Here is a 19,851-nt window from a genome sequence, read left to right on the forward strand (position 1 = left end):
CAAGCTTCGTTATCCCGGCACCTGGTCGGCAAACGGCACCCGTCGATATCGTGCTGGGCATGACCGCCGTTACAAGCAATTATCAACGGCCACATGAGTTTTCGCTGACACCGTGGCCCAACATCGACCGGGCCGACCGCAAGCACCCGAACGCCGACCATCGCCAGGCGGCGTACTTCGTCACCATGCTCACTGCGCACCTCCGTCGGATAGATCGCCGGATCGTCAGATGTCGCGCCGCTATCCATTCCGCCGAGGTGGCCGGTGACATCGAAAACATCCATGGATTTCGCGGCTTGCTCGAAGACGAGCAGCAGGAGCGCGAGGCTGTCGAAGTCTGGCTGGGCAACCTCCGGCGGCGCTTTTGCTCGCCCGGCGGCGGCGAGCTGCCCTGAGCCCTCTGCGGGCGCGGATCTCGGGCAACCACCCGTTGAGCCGGTGGGCCGTCTGCAGGGCATCTGAGGGGTAGCCTGCAGGCGATTCCGCCGGTAACGGGCTGGGAAATGGTCCGCGTCCGTACGAGTACGGCTGGGCTGCCGCGGGTATTGCCACGCCGGATAGATTTGGACTCGCCGAAGTTTCCGAACAAGAAGCGAGGTCGCCATGGGATTCATGTCACCGGACCTTCCTGATGTCGACCGTGACAGCTGGCCGACGCTGCCTCGGGCGACCCGATTGCAGGTGGTGACCCGGCATTGGGCGGAGAACGGATTCGGCACGCCGTACGCGGTCTACCTGCTCTACCTGCTCAAGATCGTCCTCTACGTGGCGGTCCCCGCGGCCATCATTTCGCTGACGCCCGGGTTGGGCGGGCTGGGCCGGATCGGCGAGTGGTGGACGCAGCCGATCGTGTATCAGAAGGCCATCATCTTCACTCTGCTGTTCGAAGTCCTGGGGCTGGGCTGTGGCTCGGGTCCGCTCACCGGGCGGTTCATGCCGCCGATCGGCGGTGCCTTGTACTGGTTGCGCCCGAAGACAATTCGGCTTCCGCCGTGGCCCGGCAAGGTTCCGTTCACCAGTGGCGACTCCCGCAGCGTCGTCGACGTCGTGCTGTACGCGGTCGTCTTGCTCGGCGCGGTGTGGGCGCTGCTGGCTCCTGGCGACGGGCCGGTGACCGGCGCCGGTGACGTCGGATTGCTCAACCCGCTCCTGGTCGTCCCGACGATCGTCGCGCTGGCGCTGCTGGGATTACGCGACAAGACCGTCTTTTTGGCCGCCCGCGGCGAGCACTACTGGCTCAAGCTGTTCGTGTTCTTCTTCCCGTTCGCCGACCAGGTCGCGGCCTTCAAGCTCATCATGCTGCTGCTGTGGTGGGGTGCCGCGACCTCCAAACTCAATCACCATTTCCCTTACGTCGTGTCGGTGATGACGAGCAACAACGCCCTGCTGCGCAGCAGGCTGTTCAATCCGGTCAAACGCCGGATGTACCGCGACCACGTCAACGACCTGCGGCCGACCATCATCCCTAAGCTGATGGCCCACGTCGGCGGTACCACAGCGGAATTCATCGTGCCGACGGTGCTGGTGTTCATCGCCGGAGACCAGCCCTGGCGGTGGTTCCTCATCGGGTTCATGGTGGTCTTCCACCTCAACATCCTGTCCAACCTCCCGATGGGAGTTCCGTTGGAGTGGAACGTTTTCTTCATCTTCTCGCTGTTCTATCTGTTCGGCCATTACGGCTCCATCCGGGCCATCGACCTGAAATCGCCGCTGTTGCTGGCCTTGGTGCTTATCTCGGCGACCGTCGCGGTGGTGGGCAACTTCTTCCCCGAGAAGATCTCGTTCCTGCCGAGCATGCGGTACTACGCCGGCAACTGGGCCACCAGTGTGTGGTGCTTCCGCGAGGGCGCCGAGGACAAGATCGAGGCCAACGTCGTGAAAAGCTCTGCGCTGGTGGTCAATCAGTTGGCCAAGCTCTACGACGATGCGACCGCCGAGATCATGGCCGACAAGACTGCCGCGTTCCGGGCCATGCACACACACGGACGCGCGCTCAACGGCTTGCTGCCCCGCGCGATCGACGACGAGTCCGCCTACAAGATCCGGGAGGGAGAAATCGTGGCCGGCCCGCTGGTCGGCTGGAACTTCGGCGAGGGCCACCTGCACAACGAACAGCTGCTGGAAGCGGTCCAGCGGCGGTGCAACTTCGCCGAGGGTGAGGTTCGCGTGATCGTCCTGGAAGGCCAGCCGATCCATATTCAGAAGCAGTGGTACCGGATTTTGGACGCCAAGACCGGATTGATCGAGTCCGGCTATGTCGAGGTGGCCGACATGCTCAGTCGCCAACCTTGGCCGGAGCCCGGTGATGAGTTCCCGGTGCACATCACCACCGAGCCCGTCGTGCACGGCACCTCATGACCACCTCATGACCAGGGCCGTTGTCGTCGGCGCCGGGCCCAACGGTCTGGCCGCGGCGATCCACCTGGCCCGGCAGGGCATCGAGGTCCAGGTGCTGGAAGCCCAAGATGCGATCGGCGGCGGAGCGCGCTCGGGTGAACTGACGGTGCCCGGGGTCATCCACGACCATTGCTCGGCATTTCATCCGCTCGGTGTCGGCTCCCCGTTCTGGAAAGAGGTCGACCTCACGAGCTACGGCCTCACCTGGAAGTGGCCTGAAGCCGACTGCGCACACCCGCTGGACGACGGTAGCGCCGGCATGCTCTACCAGTCCGTCGTCAAGACCGCCAAGGGGCTGGGCGCCGACCGCCGTCGGTGGCGGGCCGCCCTGGGCGGTTTGGCATCCGGGTTCGACGACCTTGTCGAGGACCTGCTGCGCCCGGTGATCAACATTCCGCGTCATCCGCTGCGCCTGGCCCTGTTCGGTCCGCGCGCGGTGCTACCGGCCACCGCGGTGGCGGGATGGTTCCGCACCGAGCAGGCGCGGGCCCTGTACGGCGGCGCCGCGGCGCATGCCTATACCCGGCTGGACCGGCCGCTGACGGCATCGCTCGGGTTGATGGTTCTGGCCAGCGGTCATCGCTACGGCTGGCCGGTCGCCGAGGGCGGCTCCGGATCCATCACCCGGGCTCTGGGCGCGGCCCTGGACGCCGCCGGTGGACGCGTGAGCACCGGTGTGACGGTGCGCAGCCGCCGCGACATCCCGACCGCCGACATCGTCATGCTCGACCTCAGCCCCGTCCAGGTGCTGGACCTCTACGGCGACGCGATGCCCACCCGCATCAGACGGTCGTATCGCCGCTATCGCGAAGGGTCGTCGGCGTTCAAGGTGGATTTCGCGATCGAAGGCGACATCCCGTGGACGAACCCGGACTGCGGGCGCGCCGGCACGGTCCATTTGGGCGGCAGCTTCGACGAGATCGCCGACACCGAGCGGCGGCGGGCGGCGGGCACGATGGTGGAGCGGCCGTTTGTCCTGCTCGGTCAGCAGTACCTGGCCGACCGCTCGCGATCGGCGGGCAATATCAACCCGATCTGGGCATACGCGCATGTGCCGTTCCGCTACACCGGCGATGCCACCGCCGCCGTCGTCGACCAGATCGAGCGGTTCGCTCCCGGGTTCCGCGACCGCGTCGTCGCCACCGTCAGCACCGGGACCGCCGATCTGCAATCACGCAACCCCAGCTACATCGGTGGTGACATCATCGGCGGGGCCAACGACCGCCTGCAGATCCTGTTCCGGCCTCGCATTGCCCTCGACCCGTACGCCATCGGCGTTCCGGGCGTCTACCTGTGCTCACAGTCCGCGCCCCCAGGAGCCGGAATCCATGGACTGTGCGGGTATCACGCCGCCGAATCCGCGTTGCGGTGGCTTCAACATCGGCGCTGAAGCCCGCGCCGGCTCGCCGGAGCCGAAATGTGACGAACCCTTCACCGAATTGCGTACCCGCGCTTGCACTTCACCCCGCGAACCACCTCTAGCATCAGTATTACAACCGTGTCAGTTAACCCAGGAGGTTCGGGCCCGCCGCCTTGCGCACCGTCGCCCGCGCTTAATGTAGCGGCCGCTCAATTCCGCGGAATGGAGGAATTGAGGCGCCCCGGCTTGCCCGCTTTATCCGATTTAAGCGCGGCATATCTCTGCGTATTCAAGTAGTGTGTGAACCGTCGTCATCGGGCGCCGGGATAAGTCGGCATGCATGGTAATCGGCAAGCAATTGCCAGCCCCGGCTGCAGACGAAATAATAGTGCTTCAGCCCTGTTTGAACAGGCGCATTTCTGCCATTTCGCCGCCAGGCATGACGGAGACGACAAAGCGGGTTCCCGGGCCGGGCCGGCCGCGGGAACCCGCTTCGGGAGTCGGTCTCAGCCGGTAGGTCCCGCCGGACCAGCCGGAGTGGGCTGCCCGGGCACCGGGCCACCGGTGGGGGCGGGTTGGGTCGGGACACCTTTTCCGGTCCCCGACATATCGGTGATCGGGGCGCTCACCGGCAGCGGGACGCCGTCGGCTCCAAGCGCGATCAGCGGGCCGGCAACCGGGACGGGGGCGCCCACCGGCACCGGGGCGCCGACCGGGACGGGCGCGCCGACCGGGACCGGAGCCCCGACCGGAACCGGAGCGCCGACGGGAACGGGAGCCCCAACGGGAACCGGTGCGCCGATGGGGACAGGCGCGCCGACGGGGACCGGTGCGCCGATCGGGACGGGGGCTCCCACCGGCACCGGAACGGCCGCTGGCCCCGGCACCACTACCGGGACCCCGGCCATGTCGGTGATCGCAGCGCTGGCCGGGCCGCACGCTTCGGCGGTCGCGGCTCCGCCCGCCGGAGTGCCGGCGCCGCCCGGTCCACCCGCGGGTGTGCCCGCGCCGCCCGCTCCGCCGCCGCCTCCGCCGCCTCCCGCCGGTCCGCCGGCTCCCGCCGGCCCGCCGGCGCCTCCGCCGTACGCGCAGCACACGGTGTGGGTGCCCGCGGCACCCGCGCCGGCCGCAGCGGCGGGACCGCCGGCCGCGGGGGCGCCCCCAAGTTCACCCGACATGCCCTGGATGCATGCGTGGCCACCCGTGATCAGCGGGACCGCCGCTGCCTCCGGGCTCATCGAGATGGCGGCCCCGCACAACCCAGCGCTCGCGGCAATTACCTTGATGTTGAATCGATCAAAGATCGCCATCAACGTCACTCCTTAATTCGCGCTCACACATTTCACATCAGGTGGTCCAGCAGAACCGCATAGCCGTACCGAAGCCGTGCCTGACGACCGGCTCAATAATTAGGTGTGAGTGTGTAACGCAAGCCGCGCCGCGCCGCGCCGTTTCCAAACGGTGACGTTCGGCCATATCCGGCCACAGAAAATGGCGACACGGCTGCACCACGAATGGCGGTGGTCGCCAGCACTGGCGGAGCTGAATCGTCAAAGAAAGGACGCGGCCAAAACGTGAGCGGGGCCACAGCACCGGCACCAGTCGTTCATGGCGCAGCCAGGCGGTTTAGGTTCAAAGTCGATGGGGGGTCTTACCGGCCCAGCAATGGGTACCGCAACTGATCTAGGCTGACGACGAGCAGATCATCAGCGCAGATTTTGGACACAAGGAGAGACACGTGACGGTCCGAGTTGGCATCAACGGCTTTGGTCGAATCGGACGTAACTTCTACCGGGCCTTACTGGCTCAGCAGGAGCAGGGCGAGGCCGACATCGAGGTGGTGGCCGTCAACGACATCACCGACAACAAGACGCTGGCGCACCTGCTCAAGTTCGACTCGATCCTGGGCCGGTTGCCGCACGAGGTCAGCCTCGAAGGTGAGGACACCATTGTGGTGGGCCCGGCCAAGATCAAGGGATTGGCGGTGCGCGAGGGTCCCTCGGCGCTGCCGTGGGGCGATCTCGGCGTCGACGTGGTGGTGGAGTCCACCGGCTTGTTCACCAACGCGGCCAAGGCCAAGGGTCACCTGGAGGCCGGGGCCAAGAAGGTGATCATCTCCGCGCCCGCCACCGACGAGGACCTCACCGTGGTGCTGGGTGTCAACGACGACCAGTACGACGGCAGCCAGAACATCATCTCCAACGCTTCGTGCACCACGAACTGCCTGGGACCGCTGGCCAAGGTGCTCAACGACGAGTTCGGCATCGTCAAGGGGCTGATGACCACCATCCACGCCTACACCCAGGACCAGAACTTGCAGGATGGCCCGCACAAGGACCTGCGCCGGGCCCGCGCGGCCGCACTGAACATCGTGCCCACCTCCACCGGGGCGGCCAAGGCGATCGGTTTGGTGCTGCCCGAACTGAAGGGCAAGCTCGACGGGTACGCGCTGCGGGTGCCGATCCCCACCGGTTCGGTCACCGACCTGACCGCGGAGCTGTCCAAGTCCGCCAGCGTCGACGAGATCAACGCCGCGTTCAAGGCCGCCGCCGAGGGTCCGCTGAAGGGCATCCTGAAGTACTACGACGCGCCCATCGTCTCCAGCGACATCGTCACCGACCCGCACAGCTCGCTGTTCGACTCCGGGCTGACCAAGGTCATCGACAACCAGGCCAAGGTGGTGTCCTGGTACGACAACGAGTGGGGCTACTCCAACCGCCTCGTGGACCTGGTCAAGCTCGTCGGCAAGTCGCTCTAGCCGTGGGCGTCCCGACTCTGAAAGACCTTCTTGCCGAAGGTGTTTCCGGACGTGGCGTGCTGGTTCGTTCCGATCTCAACGTCCCGCTCGACGATGACGGCAACATCACCGACCCGGGCCGGATCACGGCGTCCGTGCCGACGCTGAAGGCGCTGCTCGACGCCGACGCCAAGGTCGTCGTCACCGCGCACCTCGGCCGGCCCAAGGACGGCCCGGACCCGAAATACTCGTTGGCCCCGGTCGCCGCCGCACTGGGTGAGCAACTCGGCCGGCACGTGCAGTTGGCCGGTGATGTTGTCGGCACCGACGCGCTGGCCCGGGCCGAGGGTTTGACCGACGGTGACATCCTGTTGCTGGAGAACATCCGCTTCGACAAGCGCGAAACCAGCAAGGACGATGGCGAGCGCCTCGCGCTGGCCCGGCAGCTCGCCGAATTGGTCAGTCCGGGAGGCGCTTTCGTTTCCGATGGATTCGGGGTGGTGCACCGTAAGCAAGCCTCGGTGTACGACGTCGCGACGCTGCTGCCGCACTACGCCGGCACGCTCGTCGCCGACGAGATCGAGGTTCTGGAGCAGTTGACCAATTCCACCGACCGTCCCTACGCTGTGGTCCTCGGTGGATCGAAGGTGTCCGACAAGCTCGGGGTGATCGAGTCGCTCGCCACCAAGGCCGACAGCATCGTCATCGGCGGTGGCATGTGCTTCACTTTTCTTGCCGCGCAGGGTTATTCCGTGGGCAAGTCGCTGCTCGAAGAGGACATGGTGCAGACCTGTCGCGACTTGCTGGAGACCTATCACGATGTGCTGCGACTGCCGGTCGACATCGTGGTCACCGAGAAGTTCGACGCCGACTCGCCGCCGCAGACCGTCGCCGCTGACGAGATCCCGGACGGACTTATGGGTTTGGACATCGGACCTGGTTCAGTCAAGCGGTTCACCACCTTGCTGTCCAACGCCAGAACCGTGTTCTGGAACGGTCCGATGGGCGTGTTCGAGTTCCCGGCCTACGCCGAAGGCACCAGGGGGGTGGCCGAGGCAATCGTCGCCGCGACCGGCAAGGGCGCGTTCAGCGTGGTCGGCGGTGGGGACTCCGCCGCCGCGGTCCGGGCACTGAAGATCCCCGAGGACGCCTTCTCGCACATCTCGACCGGTGGCGGCGCGTCACTGGAATACCTTGAGGGCAAATCGCTTCCGGGCATCGAGGTGCTCGGCAGCGAGCAGCCCGAGCAGAACTGAAGGGGAGAAGCTTCGTGAGCCGCAAGCCGCTGATCGCCGGCAACTGGAAGATGAACCTGAACCACTTCGAGGCGATCGCGCTGGTGCAGAAGATCGCATTCGCCCTGCCGGACAAGTATTTCGACAAGGTCGACGTTACGGTCATCCCGCCGTTCACCGACCTGCGCAGCGTGCAGACCCTGGTCGACGGCGACAAACTGCGCCTCACCTACGGCGCTCAGGACTTGTCGCAGCACGACTCCGGCGCTTACACGGGCGACATCAGCGGCGCCTTCCTGGCGAAGCTGGGTTGCAGTTTCGTCGTCGTCGGACACTCCGAGCGGCGCACCTACCACAACGAGGACGACGCGCTGGTGGCCGCCAAGGCCGCGGCCGCCCTCAAGCACGAGCTCACCCCGATCGTCTGCATCGGCGAGCACCTCGATGTCCGCGAGGCGGGAAATCACGTGTCTCACAACGTGGAACAGCTGCGCGGATCGCTGGCCGGCCTGTCCGCCGAGCAGATCAGTCAGGTCGTCATCGCTTACGAGCCGGTTTGGGCGATCGGCACCGGGCGGGTGGCCAGTTCCGCCGACGCCCAGGAGGTGTGCGCCGCGATCCGCGCCGAGCTCGCGTCGCTGGCCTCCCCGCAGATCGCCGAGACGGTGCGGGTGCTCTACGGCGGATCGGTCAACGCCAAGAACGTCGGCGATCTCGTCGCACAGCAGGACATCGACGGTGGACTGGTCGGCGGCGCGTCACTGGACGGCGAGCAATTCGCGACGCTGGCGGCCATCGCCGCCGGAGGACCGCTGCCGTAACGGGCCGCCGGCCTACGTGTGACTGGCCAGTGCCGCGTACTTCCCGGCGCGCGCCACGGCATAGGACCGCCACAATTGGCGGTCCATCGAGGCGAACACATGGTCGGCGATATGTTTCGCCAACAACAACTGTTCAGCGGTCAGCGACGCTGGGGCGCTGATCTCGATCGAGCCGCCCCCATCGCCGGTGAGGCTGGGCGGATCATGCCGTCCGCAAAGATAATCCAGCCGGCCACCGCTTTGCGCTTCCGCCGCGAGCGCCAGCGGTTGTGTCTGGGCGAAGAACTCCTCACCCGTCGATTCCAGGGCTACCAGCATCCACCAGCGCAACACCGGATCCCGGTGGCGCAACGCGATTTTGGCGAACTCGACCATGTTCTGCCGATGCAGATCCATATCGGCATCCAGAAACAGCCACTCGAGAGCGTCACTGGCCGTGTGGCCCAGCACCTGATCGAGTCCCAACGCTTCCCAATCGGAAAGGAACAGCTTGCTGTGCTGGGACAAGCGTGATGCCCACTCATTGACCGCCTCTTCCTCCGCGCAACCCGGGTGCGCATAGGTCATGGCGTACTTGGTCAGGTCGCGGTACCCCAGGATGTCCATCACCCACATCGGGATGAACAGACGAAGCCGGTCGGCCGGGCCGTGCTCGTCGCCGCGCAGCCAGTCGTAGAACGGATGCGCGCGCAAGCGCGCTTTGTGCTGCTCGATGTGACCAACCAGCTCGGCGTCCCGGTCATCACGCGGTTTGACCACGAGCGAGGGCGCCGTCCAGTCATCCCGGGCCAGCGAGACCACCTCGGGCTTCTGGGGGACGACTCCCGGTTCCAGGTACGTGGTGGCGTAGTCGTGGAATCCGGTGAATATGTCGTCGAAAATGCCGAACATGCGCTGACATGCGTCGCCGGCGCGTTCGCGGCGCTCGGGATCGAGCACGACCGCCTCGAACAGCCCTTCGGTGTTGGCGACGTGCCCGGATTCCAGGTCCAGGTGATACGGGCCGAAATAGCGGTACTCCAAGCCGGTCTGGCGGGACAGCTCGGCCGCGACGCGGGCGGTGTTGCTGAGCATCACATGTCCGGTCGCTTCGCCGGCTTCCGAGTGGCCGAACCGGATCAGTGCGTCGTCACCGTCGTCGACAGCCAGCCTGATGAACTCAATTCCACTGCGGCGGAACGTTTCCTGATCCGGTGAGAGGAACAACCACCACAGCATGTCGCTGGTGCGCCAACCCAGCCGGGAGTCCAGGTCGAGCTTGCGCCAATCTTCCAGGAACATTCTCGAGTGCTTCTCGTCTTCGAGAGTGCCGAGGTTGATCAGCCACTCGTATTCGTCCCGCGGTTCCGGGAAGCGCAGCACCCACCGGTTCATGTCCCGGAACTGCATGATGAAGAAGGCGCCGGCCGGCCCGATGGCCAGTCGGTCCCGTGCGGGCACGCGGTCGGCAGAAAGCCACTTGAAAAACGCATGTTCACGCGCTGCCGCCTGGCCCGCATCGCGCAGTTCCATCACATGTTTCATCGCAGGTCTTTCTTTGCTGGACTCGACCGCTGCTACTGAGTCGCTAACCGTCAACAGGCCTTTCGAAGTTGTGCTAATTATACGCCCGTTGAGTACAATCGTTTACTTGCCTCACCGCCTGCGCGACTTGTCGAATCCCGAGGTGAGTTCATCTCATCGCTGGTACGTGTTTGGTATCGGATTGGAAAAATGTGTGTTACTGCTGACGGGTGTTGACCGCGTGTCGGTGACCGGTCTATTAGGTGGATGAGTCGTCTCGGGGATGGAGGAACTCAACGAGATGGGCGGTCAGGACGACGTGCGAGGTGTGCTCACGGGGGAGACAACCGGCGACAGAGCAACCAACGGCGCCATCGAGTCAATCTTCGCCGGCGGTGCGAGCGGCCGGGACGCGGCGCTGCTGCGTGCGGTGTTCGCCCAGTCCGGCGTCGGGGTCGGCATCTCCGACATCATGGGCAAGATTCTGGTGGTCAACGACGCGTTCGCGAACATGTTCGGCTACGAGACCGAAGAATTCATCAGGACGTTTCAGGTCACCGATCTCACCCACCCGACCGACACGATGGAAGTGTGGGATCAATACGCGGCATTGATGCGCGGCGACGTCGAGATGGTCAGTCTGGAGAAGCCGCACCTGCATCGCGACGGGCACACCATCTGGAACACCGTGAACGTCTCGCTGATCCGCGACGCCAATGGCGTCCCCATCTACACGCTGGCCGTGTTCGGGGATGTGACTGACCGGCGTGAGCTCGAACAACAGTTGCGTCATCAGGCTTCACACGATCCGCTGACCGGACTGCCCAATCGCAGCCAGTTCTTCGACCGCCTCAGCGCCGCGTTCGAAGATCCGCAGTCGCGGGTCGGGATCTGCTATGTCGATCTCGATGGCTTCAAGGACGTCAACGACACGCTCGGCCACGACATCGGTGACAAGCTTCTCGTCGAAGTCGCCGAGCGACTGTCGTTGTGCCTGCAGCGGCCCGAACAATTCGTCGCGCGCCTCGGTGGGGACGAGTTCGTGTTCCTGTTGCCGGAGCCGGCCAGCACGGACGAGGTCACCGAGCTCGCCGACTCGGTGCTGCGTGTGCTCGAGTCGCCCTTCGACATAGATGGCAACCCGATCACCGTGTCCGCCAGCGTGGGAGTGATGGAACAGGAGGTCGCCATCATCTCCGAGGTCGACCTGATGAAGGGCGCCGACGTCACGCTCGCGCGGGCCAAGCAGGCCGGCGGCAACCGGTGGGTGATCCACGATCGCCACCACGAGAACACTCCGATGCACAAGGCCCTCGATCGCGGCGAATTCCGCCTCGTCTACCAGCCGATCGTGCGGCTTTCCGACAACGCTGTCATCGGAGCAGAAGCCTTGGTCCGGTGGGCGCACCCGACCCTGGGCACGCTGCTGCCGGACCGCTTTATCAATCTCGCCGAGCGCAACGGCATGATCGTGCCCCTGACGACGTTCGTGGTCGAGCAAGCATGCCGCCACGTGCAGGGCTGGCGGGCCAGTCAGGCGGTCGACTCGCCGCTGTTCGTCAGCGTCAATGTCGCCGTCCGCAACGTGTGCGATCCCAGCTTCCTTTCGGTGGTCAAGAACGCCCTGCACAACAACGGGCTGCCGCCGCATGCGCTGCAATTGGAGCTCACCGAGAACGCGGTCCTGGGCAAGGACGAGACATCGGTACGCAGGATGCAGCAGCTGTCGGCCATGGGCGTGTCGATCGCGATCGACGACTTCGGCACCGGCTTCTCCAGCCTGGCCTACCTGCGTGATCTGCCGGTCGATGTGGTCAAGCTGGCCGGCGAGTTCATCAACAACCTCGGCGGCAACATTCACGGCCGGCTGGCTGACGAACAGATCACCAGAGCCATGATCGACCTGGCTCACACGCTGGGGCTCACCGTGACCGCCGAGCAGGTGGAGACGCCCAGCCAGGCGGCTCGGTTGCGGGCACTGGGCTGCGACTCCGCGCAGGGTTGGCACTTCGGCAAGCCGGTAGCGCCGGAGTTGTTCAGGTTCTGACGGCCGCTCAGCGGTATTTGATCAGCAACGCCATGCCGATCACCGAAACCAGCCAGATTCCGGTGATGAACAGCGTCAGACGGTCGAGGTTCTTCTCCACCACCGTCGAGCCGGACAGGCTGGACTGCACACCGCCACCGAACAGCGTCGACAGGCCGCCACCCTTGGCGCGGTGCAGCAACACCAGCAACACCACCAACACGCTGGTGACCACGAGGGTGATCTGCAGGGCCAATTCCATACGGGCAGACTACCCAACGCCACCAAACCACCCGCGACGGCCGCACCAATCGGACTGAATCCATCGTCTCGGTCGCCTCCAAATAGCCGACTCGGCGGTTGCCCTCAATACTGGGACACATGGTCGAGGTTTCTGACACTGCGCTGGACCCCATTGGCGATGTCCACCGAACGGCGCTGGGACGCGAGGCGACCGAGCCCATGCGCGCCGACATCCGGTTGCTGGGCGCCATCCTCGGTGACACGGTGCGCGAGCAGAACGGCGAAGAGGTCTTCGAGCTCGTCGAGCGGGCTCGGGTGGAGTCCTTCCGGGTGCGGCGGTCGGAGATCGACCGCGCCGAGGTGTCGCGCATGTTCGACGGTATCGACATCCACCAGGCCCTGCCGGTGATCCGGGCGTTCACCCAGTTCGCACTGCTGGCCAACGTGGCCGAGGACATCCACCGGGAGCGCCGCCGCAGCATTCACGTCGCCGCCGGGGAACCTCCGCAGGACAGTAGCCTGGCCGCCACCTATCTGAAACTGGATGAGGCGGAACTGGATTCGGCCACGGTGGCCGAGGCTCTCAAGGGCGCGCTGGTGGCGCCGGTGATCACCGCCCACCCGACGGAGACACGGCGGCGCACGGTTTTCGTCACCCAGCACCGCATCACCGAGCTGATGCGGTTGCACGCCGAAGGCCACACCGAGACCGACGATGGACGCAGCATCGAACTGGAGTTGCGCCGGCAGATCCTCACGCTGTGGCAGACCGCGATCATCCGGTTGTTCCGGCTGCAGATCAGCGACGAGATCGCCGTGGGACTGCGGTATTACCCGGCGTCATTCTTCGAAGTCATTCCGCGGGTCAACGCCGAGGTCAGGGAAGCACTGCAGAAGCGCTGGCCCGACGCGAACCTGCTGTCCGGACCGGTGCTGCGCCCGGGCTCGTGGATCGGCGGCGACCGCGACGGCAACCCGAACGTCACCGCCGAGGTGGTCCGGCTGGCCACCGGCAGCGCCGCCTTCACCGCGCTGTCCCACTACCTGACCGAGCTCGACCACCTCGAGCAGGAGCTGTCGATGTCGTCACGGCTGCTCGACGTGACAGCCGAACTCGCCGAGCTGGCCGAAGGCTGCCAGGACAAGGCACGCGCCGACGAGCCGTACCGCCGGGCGCTTCGGGTGATCCGGTCCCGGCTGAGCGCCACCGCGGCCGCGATCCTGGACGAACAGCCGCAGCACCTTCTCGATCTAGGTCTGCCGGCGTATGAGACGCCCGAGGAGCTGCGGGCCGACCTCGACACCATCGACGCGTCCTTGCGCACTCACGGCAGTGCCGTGCTGGCCGACGACAGGTTGGCGTTGTTGCGGGAAGCCGTGCACGTGTTCGGGTTTCATCTCAGTGGGCTGGACCTGCGGCAGAACTCCGACGTGCACGAGGAGGTGGTCGCCGAACTGCTGGCCTGGGCCGGCGTGCACCCGGACTACGCCTCGTTGCCGGAAGACGAGCGGGTCGAACTGCTGGTGACCGAACTGAGCACCCGCCGTCCGCTGATCAGGGACCGCGCGCAACTGTCCGAGTTGGCGCGCAAGGAGCTCGACATCGTCAGCGCTGCCGCCCACGCCGTCGAAACCTACGGTCCCGCAGCGGTTCCCAACTACGTCATCTCCATGGCCCAGTCGGTGTCCGACATCTTGGAGGTGGCGATCCTGCTGAAGGAAGCGGGACTGCTGGACGCCTCGGGGGAGGAGCCGTACTGCCCGGTCGGCATCTCGCCGCTGTTCGAGACGATCGACGACCTGCACAACGGGGCGGCGATCCTGCAGGCCATGCTGGAGCTGCCGCTGTACCGGGCCATGGTCGCTGCCCGCGACGACGAGCAGGAAGTGATGCTGGGCTACTCCGATTCCAACAAGGACGGCGGTTATCTGGCCGCCAACTGGGCGGTGTACCGCGCCGAGCTGGCACTGGTCGAGGCGGCCCGCAAGAACGGAATTCGGTTGCGGCTCTTCCACGGTCGGGGCGGAACCGTCGGGCGCGGCGGCGGCCCGAGCTACCAGGCCATCCTGGCGCAGCCGCCCGGCGCGGTGAACGGCTCGTTGCGGCTCACCGAACAGGGTGAGGTAATCGCCGCCAAATACGCTGAGCCGCGAAGCGCTCGGCGCAACCTGGAGAGCTTGGTGGCCGCCACCTTGGAGTCGACGCTGCTCGACGTCGAAGGTCTCGGGGATACCGCCGAACCGGCTTACGCCGTGCTCGACGAAGTGGCCACGCTGGCCAAACAGGCGTACGCCGAATTGGTCCACAACACACCAGGATTCGTCGAATACTTCAAGTCCTCCACCCCGGTCAGCGAGATCGGGTCCCTCAACATCGGCAGCCGGCCGAGCTCACGTAAACCCACCGAGTCGATCGCGGACCTGCGGGCCATCCCGTGGGTGCTGGCGTGGAGCCAGTCGCGGGTGATGCTGCCCGGGTGGTACGGCACCGGATCGGCTTTCGAACAATGGATCGCGGCCGGTCCCGAAACTGAGGAAGAGCGGCTGGCGGTGCTGAACGACCTTTACCAGCGGTGGCCGTTCTTTCGCAGCGTGCTCTCCAACATGGCGCAGGTACTGGCGAAAAGCGATCTCGGCCTGGCCGCCCGCTATTCCGAACTGGTCGACGACGAAGCCTTGCGGCACAGGGTGTTCGACAAGATCGTCGACGAACACCGCCGCACCATCGCCATGTACAAGCGCATCACCGGCCAGGAGGACCTACTGGCCGACAATGCGGCGCTGGCGCGTTCGGTGTTCAACCGGTTCCCTTACCTGGAGCCGCTGAACCACCTGCAGGTGGAATTGCTGCGCCGCTATCGCTCGGGGGAGGACAACGAATTCGTTCAGCGCGGCATCCTGCTGACCATGAACGGGTTGGCCAGCGCGCTCCGGAACAGCGGGTAGCCGGCCGCCTAGACTGCAGCAATGGTGCACACCCACACGTCGACGACGCACTGGGGCGCGTTCAACGCCCAGGTCCGCGACGGCGACATCGTGGCGGTGAGCGCGCTGGGCCGCGATACCAATCCCGCTCCGCAGCTGCAGAATCTGCCCGGTGCCATTCGGCATCGCAGCCGCGTCGCCAATCCCGCCGTGCGGCGCGGTTGGCTGGAAAACGGCCCAGGCCCCAGCGATCGGCGCGGCGCCGACGAGTTCGTCGAGGTCGGCTGGGACGAGTTGATCGAGTTGCTGGCCACCGAGCTGCGCCGGGTCGTCGACCGGTACGGCAACGAGGCGATCTACGGCAGCTCCTACGGCTGGGCCAGCGCCGGACGGTTCCACCATGCCCAGAGCCAGGTGCACCGCTTCCTGAACCTGCTGGGCGGCTACACCGCGTCGCGGCACAGTTACAGCGCCGGTGCGTCGGAGGTGATCTTCCCGCACATATTCGGCGGCGAGTTCTACGACATGATGAGCCGGTCCACCACCTGGGACGTCATCGTCGAGCACACCGACCTGCTGGTGGCGTTCGGCGGATTGCCGCTGAAGAACACCTCGGTGATGCCCGGTGGCACCACCCGCCACCCCGACCGCGACCACATCGCCGACTATCGCGCCGGGGGCGGTCGGTTGGTGTCGGTCAGCCCGCTGCGCGACGACATCACCGCGATCGCTGGGCATCTCGGCGACAAGTGCCAATGGATCCCGGCCATACCGGGCACCGACGTGGCGTTCATGCTGGGGCTGGCCTACGTACTCATCACCGAGTCACTGGTCGATCGCGCCTTCCTGGACACCTATTGCACCGGATACGAGCGGTTCGAACGCTACGTCCTGGGCGGTACGGACGCGGTGGCCAAGACGCCGGAGTGGGCGGCGCATCTGGCCGGCGTGGACGCGGACGCGCTGCGGGACCTGGCCCGGCGGATGGCGGCGGGCCGCACCCTGATCACCACCAGCCTGTCGCTGCAGCGGATCGAACACGGTGAGCAGACAGTGTGGATGGGCGTCACCCTGGCCGCCATGCTCGGCCAGATCGGGCTCCCCGGAGGGGGTTACGGCCATGCTTACGGCTCCAACGGCGTCGGCAACCCGCCGCTGGCCTGCGGCCTGCCGACACTGGCGCAGGGCGCCAATGCGGTGCGCTCGTTCATCCCGGTGGCGGCCATCAACGAGTTGTTGCTCCGGCCGGGTGGCAAGCTGCCCTTCAACGGTCAACTGCTCGATCTACCCGACATCAAGTGCGTCTACTGGGCGGGCGGCAACCCGTTCCATCACCACCAGAACCTGCCCCGGCTGCGCCGGGGGCTGGCTCGGGTGGACACAATCGTTGTGCACGAACAGTTTTGGACCGCGATGGCCAAACACGCCGACATCGTCGTGCCCACCACCACCAGCTTCGAACGCGACGACTTCGGCGGCAGCCGCACCGATTCCACGCTGATTGCCATGAAGGCGATGGTCCCGCCATACGCGAACGCCCGCGACGACTACGACACCTTTGCCGCGCTGGCGCACCGGATGGGCTTCGGCGAGCGGTTCACCGAGGGCCGCACCGGATACGAATGGCTGGAGCACATGTACGGCAAGTGGGCGGCCGAACAGGATTTCGCGCTGCCGACCTTCGCCGAGTTCTGGCGCGCCGGCGAGCTCGAATTACCGACCCAAACCGGCCTGACATGGTTCGCTGGCTTCCGCGCCGATCCGGTCAATTGTCCGTTGGGGACCCCGAGTGGGCGCATCGAGATCTTCTCGGAAACCATCGACGGGTTCGGGCTGGAAGACTGCGCCGGCCACCCCAGCTGGTTCGAACCGATCGAGTGGTTGCGCGGCCCGCGTGCCACCCGATTTCCGCTGCACATGATCGCCAACCAGCCGCGCACCCGGCTGCACAGCCAACTCGACCACGGCGCGGCCAGTATGGCATCGAAAATCCTCGGCAGAGAACCAATCCGGATGCATCCGGTAGACGCGGCGGCGCGCGGTCTGGCCGACGGCGACATCGTGCGGGTGTTCAACGATCGGGGAGCCTGCCTGGCCGGGGTGGTGGTGGACGACGATCTGCGGCCGCAGGTGGTGCAACTGTCCACCGGGGCGTGGTTCGACCCCGCCGACCCGGCCGATCCCGACTCGATGTGCGTGCACGGCAACCCGAACGTATTCACCAACGATGTCGGGACATCCTCGTTGGCGCACGGTAGTACCGGCCAGCATGTGCTGGTGCAGGTGGAGAAGTTCACCGGTGAACCGCCGGCGCTTCGTGCCCACGAACCGCCGCCGCTGGCTCAGGCCGGCGAATAGCTCACCGGGCACGGTCCGTCGGCGCGTGCGTCGCCGACGGGCACATCCCACGGCAGACCCGTCCCCTCCGCGAACGGCGGTGCAGGGACCGGCTTTTCGGGCGGCACGGTCCTAGTGGACCGACCGATTTCGTAGCCGGTCCAGCACGCCACGCACGACGTGTTCGGTCGCCGAGAGCGGCGTCATCATCGTTTCGCCGAGGCCGACCACGTAGTCGAACCGTTCGATGATGGCCTCCACCGGCTCGAGCAGCACGACCAACCGCTTGGCGAGGTCGTCCAGGCTGGACAGCGTTCTGTCCAGATGGTTCAGGCCGGCTTCCATCCGCTCCACCGTGTCGTTGAGCGAACCCAGGCACTTGTTGAGTTCAACCAGGGAAGTGCTCAGACCGTCGAGGACGTCCTCGACCTGTTCCACTGTCTTGTCGGCATTCAACGCCGCCTGGGTAAGCGTCTTCACTCTTTGCCGAGCCGGGGTCGAGCGGCCGCCGCTTCTGTCTGCCATGACGGTCATTATTACCGCATTGACATCGGTGAACCTACCCCCGGCAGCAAATGCCCGATGTCAACCGGAGAGTTTGCCCGCGGCGTCCCGATCAAGCAGCCAACGGGTGGCTTCCCGGCCTACGGCGCCGGCGGCCGGGACAGAGACGGGATCGGCGCCGCCGAGGGCAGCGGCCACCGCGTCCGCTTTCCCCGCACCGGAGACGATCAGCCACACCTCCCGGGAACGCTGAATCGCGGGCAACGTCAAGGTGATTCGCAACGGTGGCGGCTTCGGGCAGTCCTCGACCGCGACCACCAGGCGGTCAGTCTCGCGCACCGCGGGCGTGTCCGGAAACAGTGAGTTGATATGTCCCTCGGGTCCCATGCCCAGCAGGTGGACATCGAAATTGGGCGCCGTCTCACCGGGCGCGGCATTAGCCGCCAGGATCTGCTCGTAGGCCAGCGCGGCCGCATCGATATCGGGACCGAATTCGCCGTTGCTGGCCGCCATTGGATGCACCTGGCTCGCCGGCACCGGAACGTGGTCGATCAGCGCTTCCCGGGCCTGCTTCTCGTTGCGCTCGTCGTCGTCCTCGGGCACGTAGCGCTCGTCGCCCCAGAACAAGTGGACCTTGGACCAGTCGACCTGCTGTGTGTCGGCGAGGTAGCGCAGCAGGGCGATACCGTTGCCGCCGCCGGTGAGCACGATCAGCGCTTGCCCGCGAGCCTGAACCGCGGCATTGATAGCGCTGACCAACCGTTCACCCGCCGCCTGCACCAGGGCCGCACTGTCGGCGAATACTTCAACCTCTGCGCTCACTGGTACTGCACCTTCTCGATGCCTTGCAGTGCGGCGTGGAAGATCTCGTCGGCGTCCAGTCGGCGCAGGTCTTCGGCCAGGCATTCACCGGTTTCCCTGCGCGGCAACGGAACCAGCGCTTCGGGCTTGGCTGTGCGGCTCAAGGTTGCGGTGGTTCCTTCCTGCGGCCGGCTCAACACGATGGTCTCGCTGTTGCGCACCAACTCCACCTTCAGCTCGCCGACCTCGCGGCGCACCGGGCCGTCGATGCAGTGGGCCAGCCAGCCCGCCAGGATGTCGAGGGCGGGTTCGTCACGCAGACCCGAGACCAGCGCCGACTCGATCGGCTCGTGCGGCGGCAGGTCGATGGCCGAGGTGAGCAGCGCCCGCCAGTAGGTGATGCGACTCCACGCCAGGTCGGTGTCGCCCGCGGTGTATCCGGCCAGCCGGCTCTTGATCGCCGACAACGGATCGACGCCGTTGGTGGCGTCGGTGATGCGGCGAATCGCCAACTTGCCCAACGGATCCTGCGCCGGGACTGCCGGGGCGATGTCGGGCCACCACGCCACCACCGGGATGTCGGGCAGCAGGAAGGGGATCACGACGCTATTGGCGTGACCGGACAGCGAACCGGACAGCTTGAGTACGACGACCTCGCCGGCGCCCGCGTCGCCGCCCACCCGGATCTGGGCGTCCAGACTCGGCTTGTCGGCGTACGGGTCGCCGCGCATCGCGACGATGACGCGGCTGGGGTGTTCATGGCTGGCCCCGTTGGCGGCTTCGATGGATTCTTCGAGCACCGCCTCGCTGTCCGGCGCGATGATCAACGTGAGGACCCGGCCCATGGTGACAATGCCGGCCTTCTCGCGCATGTCGTCGAGCTTTTTGTTCACCGCCGTGGTGGTGGTGTCAGGCATGTCGACAATCATTTGCGCCGCTCCTCGCGCTGTCCTGTGCGCGGG

General features: G+C 66.1%; 15 protein-coding genes and 1 pseudogene. 10 read left to right on the forward strand and 6 right to left on the reverse strand.

The window, feature by feature from the left end:
- Nucleotides 1-59 precede the first annotated feature (59 nt).
- The 3 genes from A9X01_RS04195 (at nucleotide 60) to A9X01_RS04205 (ending at nucleotide 3,787) form a co-directional block, all read left to right on the forward strand.
- On the forward strand, nucleotides 60-395 hold the full coding sequence (locus A9X01_RS04195; protein WP_065119425.1) for a hypothetical protein: 336 nt from the start codon (nucleotides 60-62) through the stop codon (nucleotides 393-395).
- A 208-nt stretch (nucleotides 396-603) separates the two neighbouring features.
- Nucleotides 604-2,358: a DUF3556 domain-containing protein gene (locus A9X01_RS04200; protein ID WP_065119426.1), complete on the forward strand. Its 1,755-nt coding sequence runs from the start codon at nucleotides 604-606 to the stop codon at nucleotides 2,356-2,358.
- Nucleotides 2,359-2,365: 7 nt separating this feature from the next.
- Entirely contained in the window at nucleotides 2,366-3,787 is a 1,422-nt protein-coding gene (locus A9X01_RS04205) for a phytoene desaturase family protein (RefSeq protein ID WP_065119427.1), read from the forward strand.
- Nucleotides 3,788-4,263: 476 nt separating this feature from the next.
- Here A9X01_RS04205 and A9X01_RS04210 read toward each other — a convergent pair whose 3' ends face one another.
- On the reverse strand, nucleotides 4,264-5,076 hold the full coding sequence (locus A9X01_RS04210) for a beta-xylosidase (protein ID WP_436405228.1): 813 nt from the start codon (nucleotides 5,074-5,076) through the stop codon (nucleotides 4,264-4,266).
- 419 nt (nucleotides 5,077-5,495) lie between these two features.
- On the opposite strand from A9X01_RS04210, the gene gap reads away from it, so the two are divergent.
- From gap to tpiA, 3 genes are read left to right on the forward strand one after another with little or no spacing between them, the layout of a single operon-like run.
- Nucleotides 5,496-6,515, forward strand: a complete 1,020-nt coding sequence (gene gap, locus A9X01_RS04215) for a type I glyceraldehyde-3-phosphate dehydrogenase (protein ID WP_065119429.1) — start codon at nucleotides 5,496-5,498, stop codon at nucleotides 6,513-6,515.
- 2 nt (nucleotides 6,516-6,517) lie between these two features.
- On the forward strand, nucleotides 6,518-7,750 hold the full coding sequence (locus tag A9X01_RS04220; protein ID WP_065119430.1) for a phosphoglycerate kinase: 1,233 nt from the start codon (nucleotides 6,518-6,520) through the stop codon (nucleotides 7,748-7,750).
- A gap of 14 nt (nucleotides 7,751-7,764) precedes the next feature.
- A complete protein-coding gene (tpiA, locus tag A9X01_RS04225; RefSeq protein ID WP_065119431.1) occupies nucleotides 7,765-8,550 on the forward strand; it encodes a triose-phosphate isomerase in 786 nt (261 codons plus the stop codon).
- Between the two features lie 12 nt (nucleotides 8,551-8,562).
- Here tpiA and A9X01_RS04230 read toward each other — a convergent pair whose 3' ends face one another.
- Nucleotides 8,563-10,074 (reverse strand): hypothetical protein, encoded by a 1,512-nt coding sequence (locus A9X01_RS04230; RefSeq protein WP_065119432.1) that lies wholly within the window; start codon nucleotides 10,072-10,074, stop codon nucleotides 8,563-8,565.
- A 280-nt stretch (nucleotides 10,075-10,354) separates the two neighbouring features.
- On the opposite strand from A9X01_RS04230, the pseudogene A9X01_RS32150 reads away from it, so the two are divergent.
- Both A9X01_RS32150 and A9X01_RS32155 read left to right on the forward strand, forming a co-directional pair.
- Nucleotides 10,355-10,828 (forward strand): annotated as a pseudogene (locus A9X01_RS32150) (PAS domain S-box protein); the annotation flags it as partial.
- On the forward strand, nucleotides 10,808-12,100 hold the full coding sequence (locus A9X01_RS32155; RefSeq protein ID WP_436405229.1) for a putative bifunctional diguanylate cyclase/phosphodiesterase: 1,293 nt from the start codon (nucleotides 10,808-10,810) through the stop codon (nucleotides 12,098-12,100). The pseudogene A9X01_RS32150 and the gene A9X01_RS32155, both read left to right, overlap by 21 nt.
- A gap of 7 nt (nucleotides 12,101-12,107) precedes the next feature.
- Here the strand turns inward: A9X01_RS32155 and secG are convergent, their stop codons facing one another.
- Nucleotides 12,108-12,341: a preprotein translocase subunit SecG gene (gene secG, locus A9X01_RS04240; protein WP_036355638.1), complete on the reverse strand. Its 234-nt coding sequence runs from the start codon at nucleotides 12,339-12,341 to the stop codon at nucleotides 12,108-12,110.
- Between the two features lie 119 nt (nucleotides 12,342-12,460).
- On the opposite strand from secG, the gene ppc reads away from it, so the two are divergent.
- Nucleotides 12,461-15,268: a phosphoenolpyruvate carboxylase gene (gene ppc / locus A9X01_RS04245; RefSeq protein WP_065119434.1), complete on the forward strand. Its 2,808-nt coding sequence runs from the start codon at nucleotides 12,461-12,463 to the stop codon at nucleotides 15,266-15,268.
- Between the two features lie 21 nt (nucleotides 15,269-15,289).
- Nucleotides 15,290-17,605, forward strand: coding sequence for a molybdopterin guanine dinucleotide-containing S/N-oxide reductase (locus A9X01_RS04250; protein WP_065119435.1), 2,316 nt, complete (start codon nucleotides 15,290-15,292; stop codon nucleotides 17,603-17,605).
- Nucleotides 17,606-17,716: 111 nt separating this feature from the next.
- Here the strand turns inward: A9X01_RS04250 and A9X01_RS04255 are convergent, their stop codons facing one another.
- From A9X01_RS04255 to opcA, 3 genes are read right to left on the reverse strand one after another with little or no spacing between them, the layout of a single operon-like run.
- Nucleotides 17,717-18,118 (reverse strand): ATPase, encoded by a 402-nt coding sequence (locus tag A9X01_RS04255; RefSeq protein WP_065119436.1) that lies wholly within the window; start codon nucleotides 18,116-18,118, stop codon nucleotides 17,717-17,719.
- 51 nt (nucleotides 18,119-18,169) lie between these two features.
- Nucleotides 18,170-18,910: a 6-phosphogluconolactonase gene (pgl, locus tag A9X01_RS04260; protein WP_065119437.1), complete on the reverse strand. Its 741-nt coding sequence runs from the start codon at nucleotides 18,908-18,910 to the stop codon at nucleotides 18,170-18,172.
- The gene (gene opcA, locus A9X01_RS04265; RefSeq protein WP_065119438.1) at nucleotides 18,907-19,818 is read right to left on the reverse strand and encodes a glucose-6-phosphate dehydrogenase assembly protein OpcA; all 912 of its coding nucleotides are present in this window, start codon (nucleotides 19,816-19,818) and stop codon (nucleotides 18,907-18,909) included. The genes pgl and opcA overlap by 4 nt, the downstream gene beginning before the upstream one ends.
- Nucleotides 19,819-19,851: the final 33 nt, after the last annotated feature.

Source organism: Mycobacterium asiaticum, from assembly GCF_001668675.1.
GTDB classification, from domain to species: Bacteria; Actinomycetota; Actinomycetes; order Mycobacteriales; family Mycobacteriaceae; genus Mycobacterium; species Mycobacterium asiaticum_D.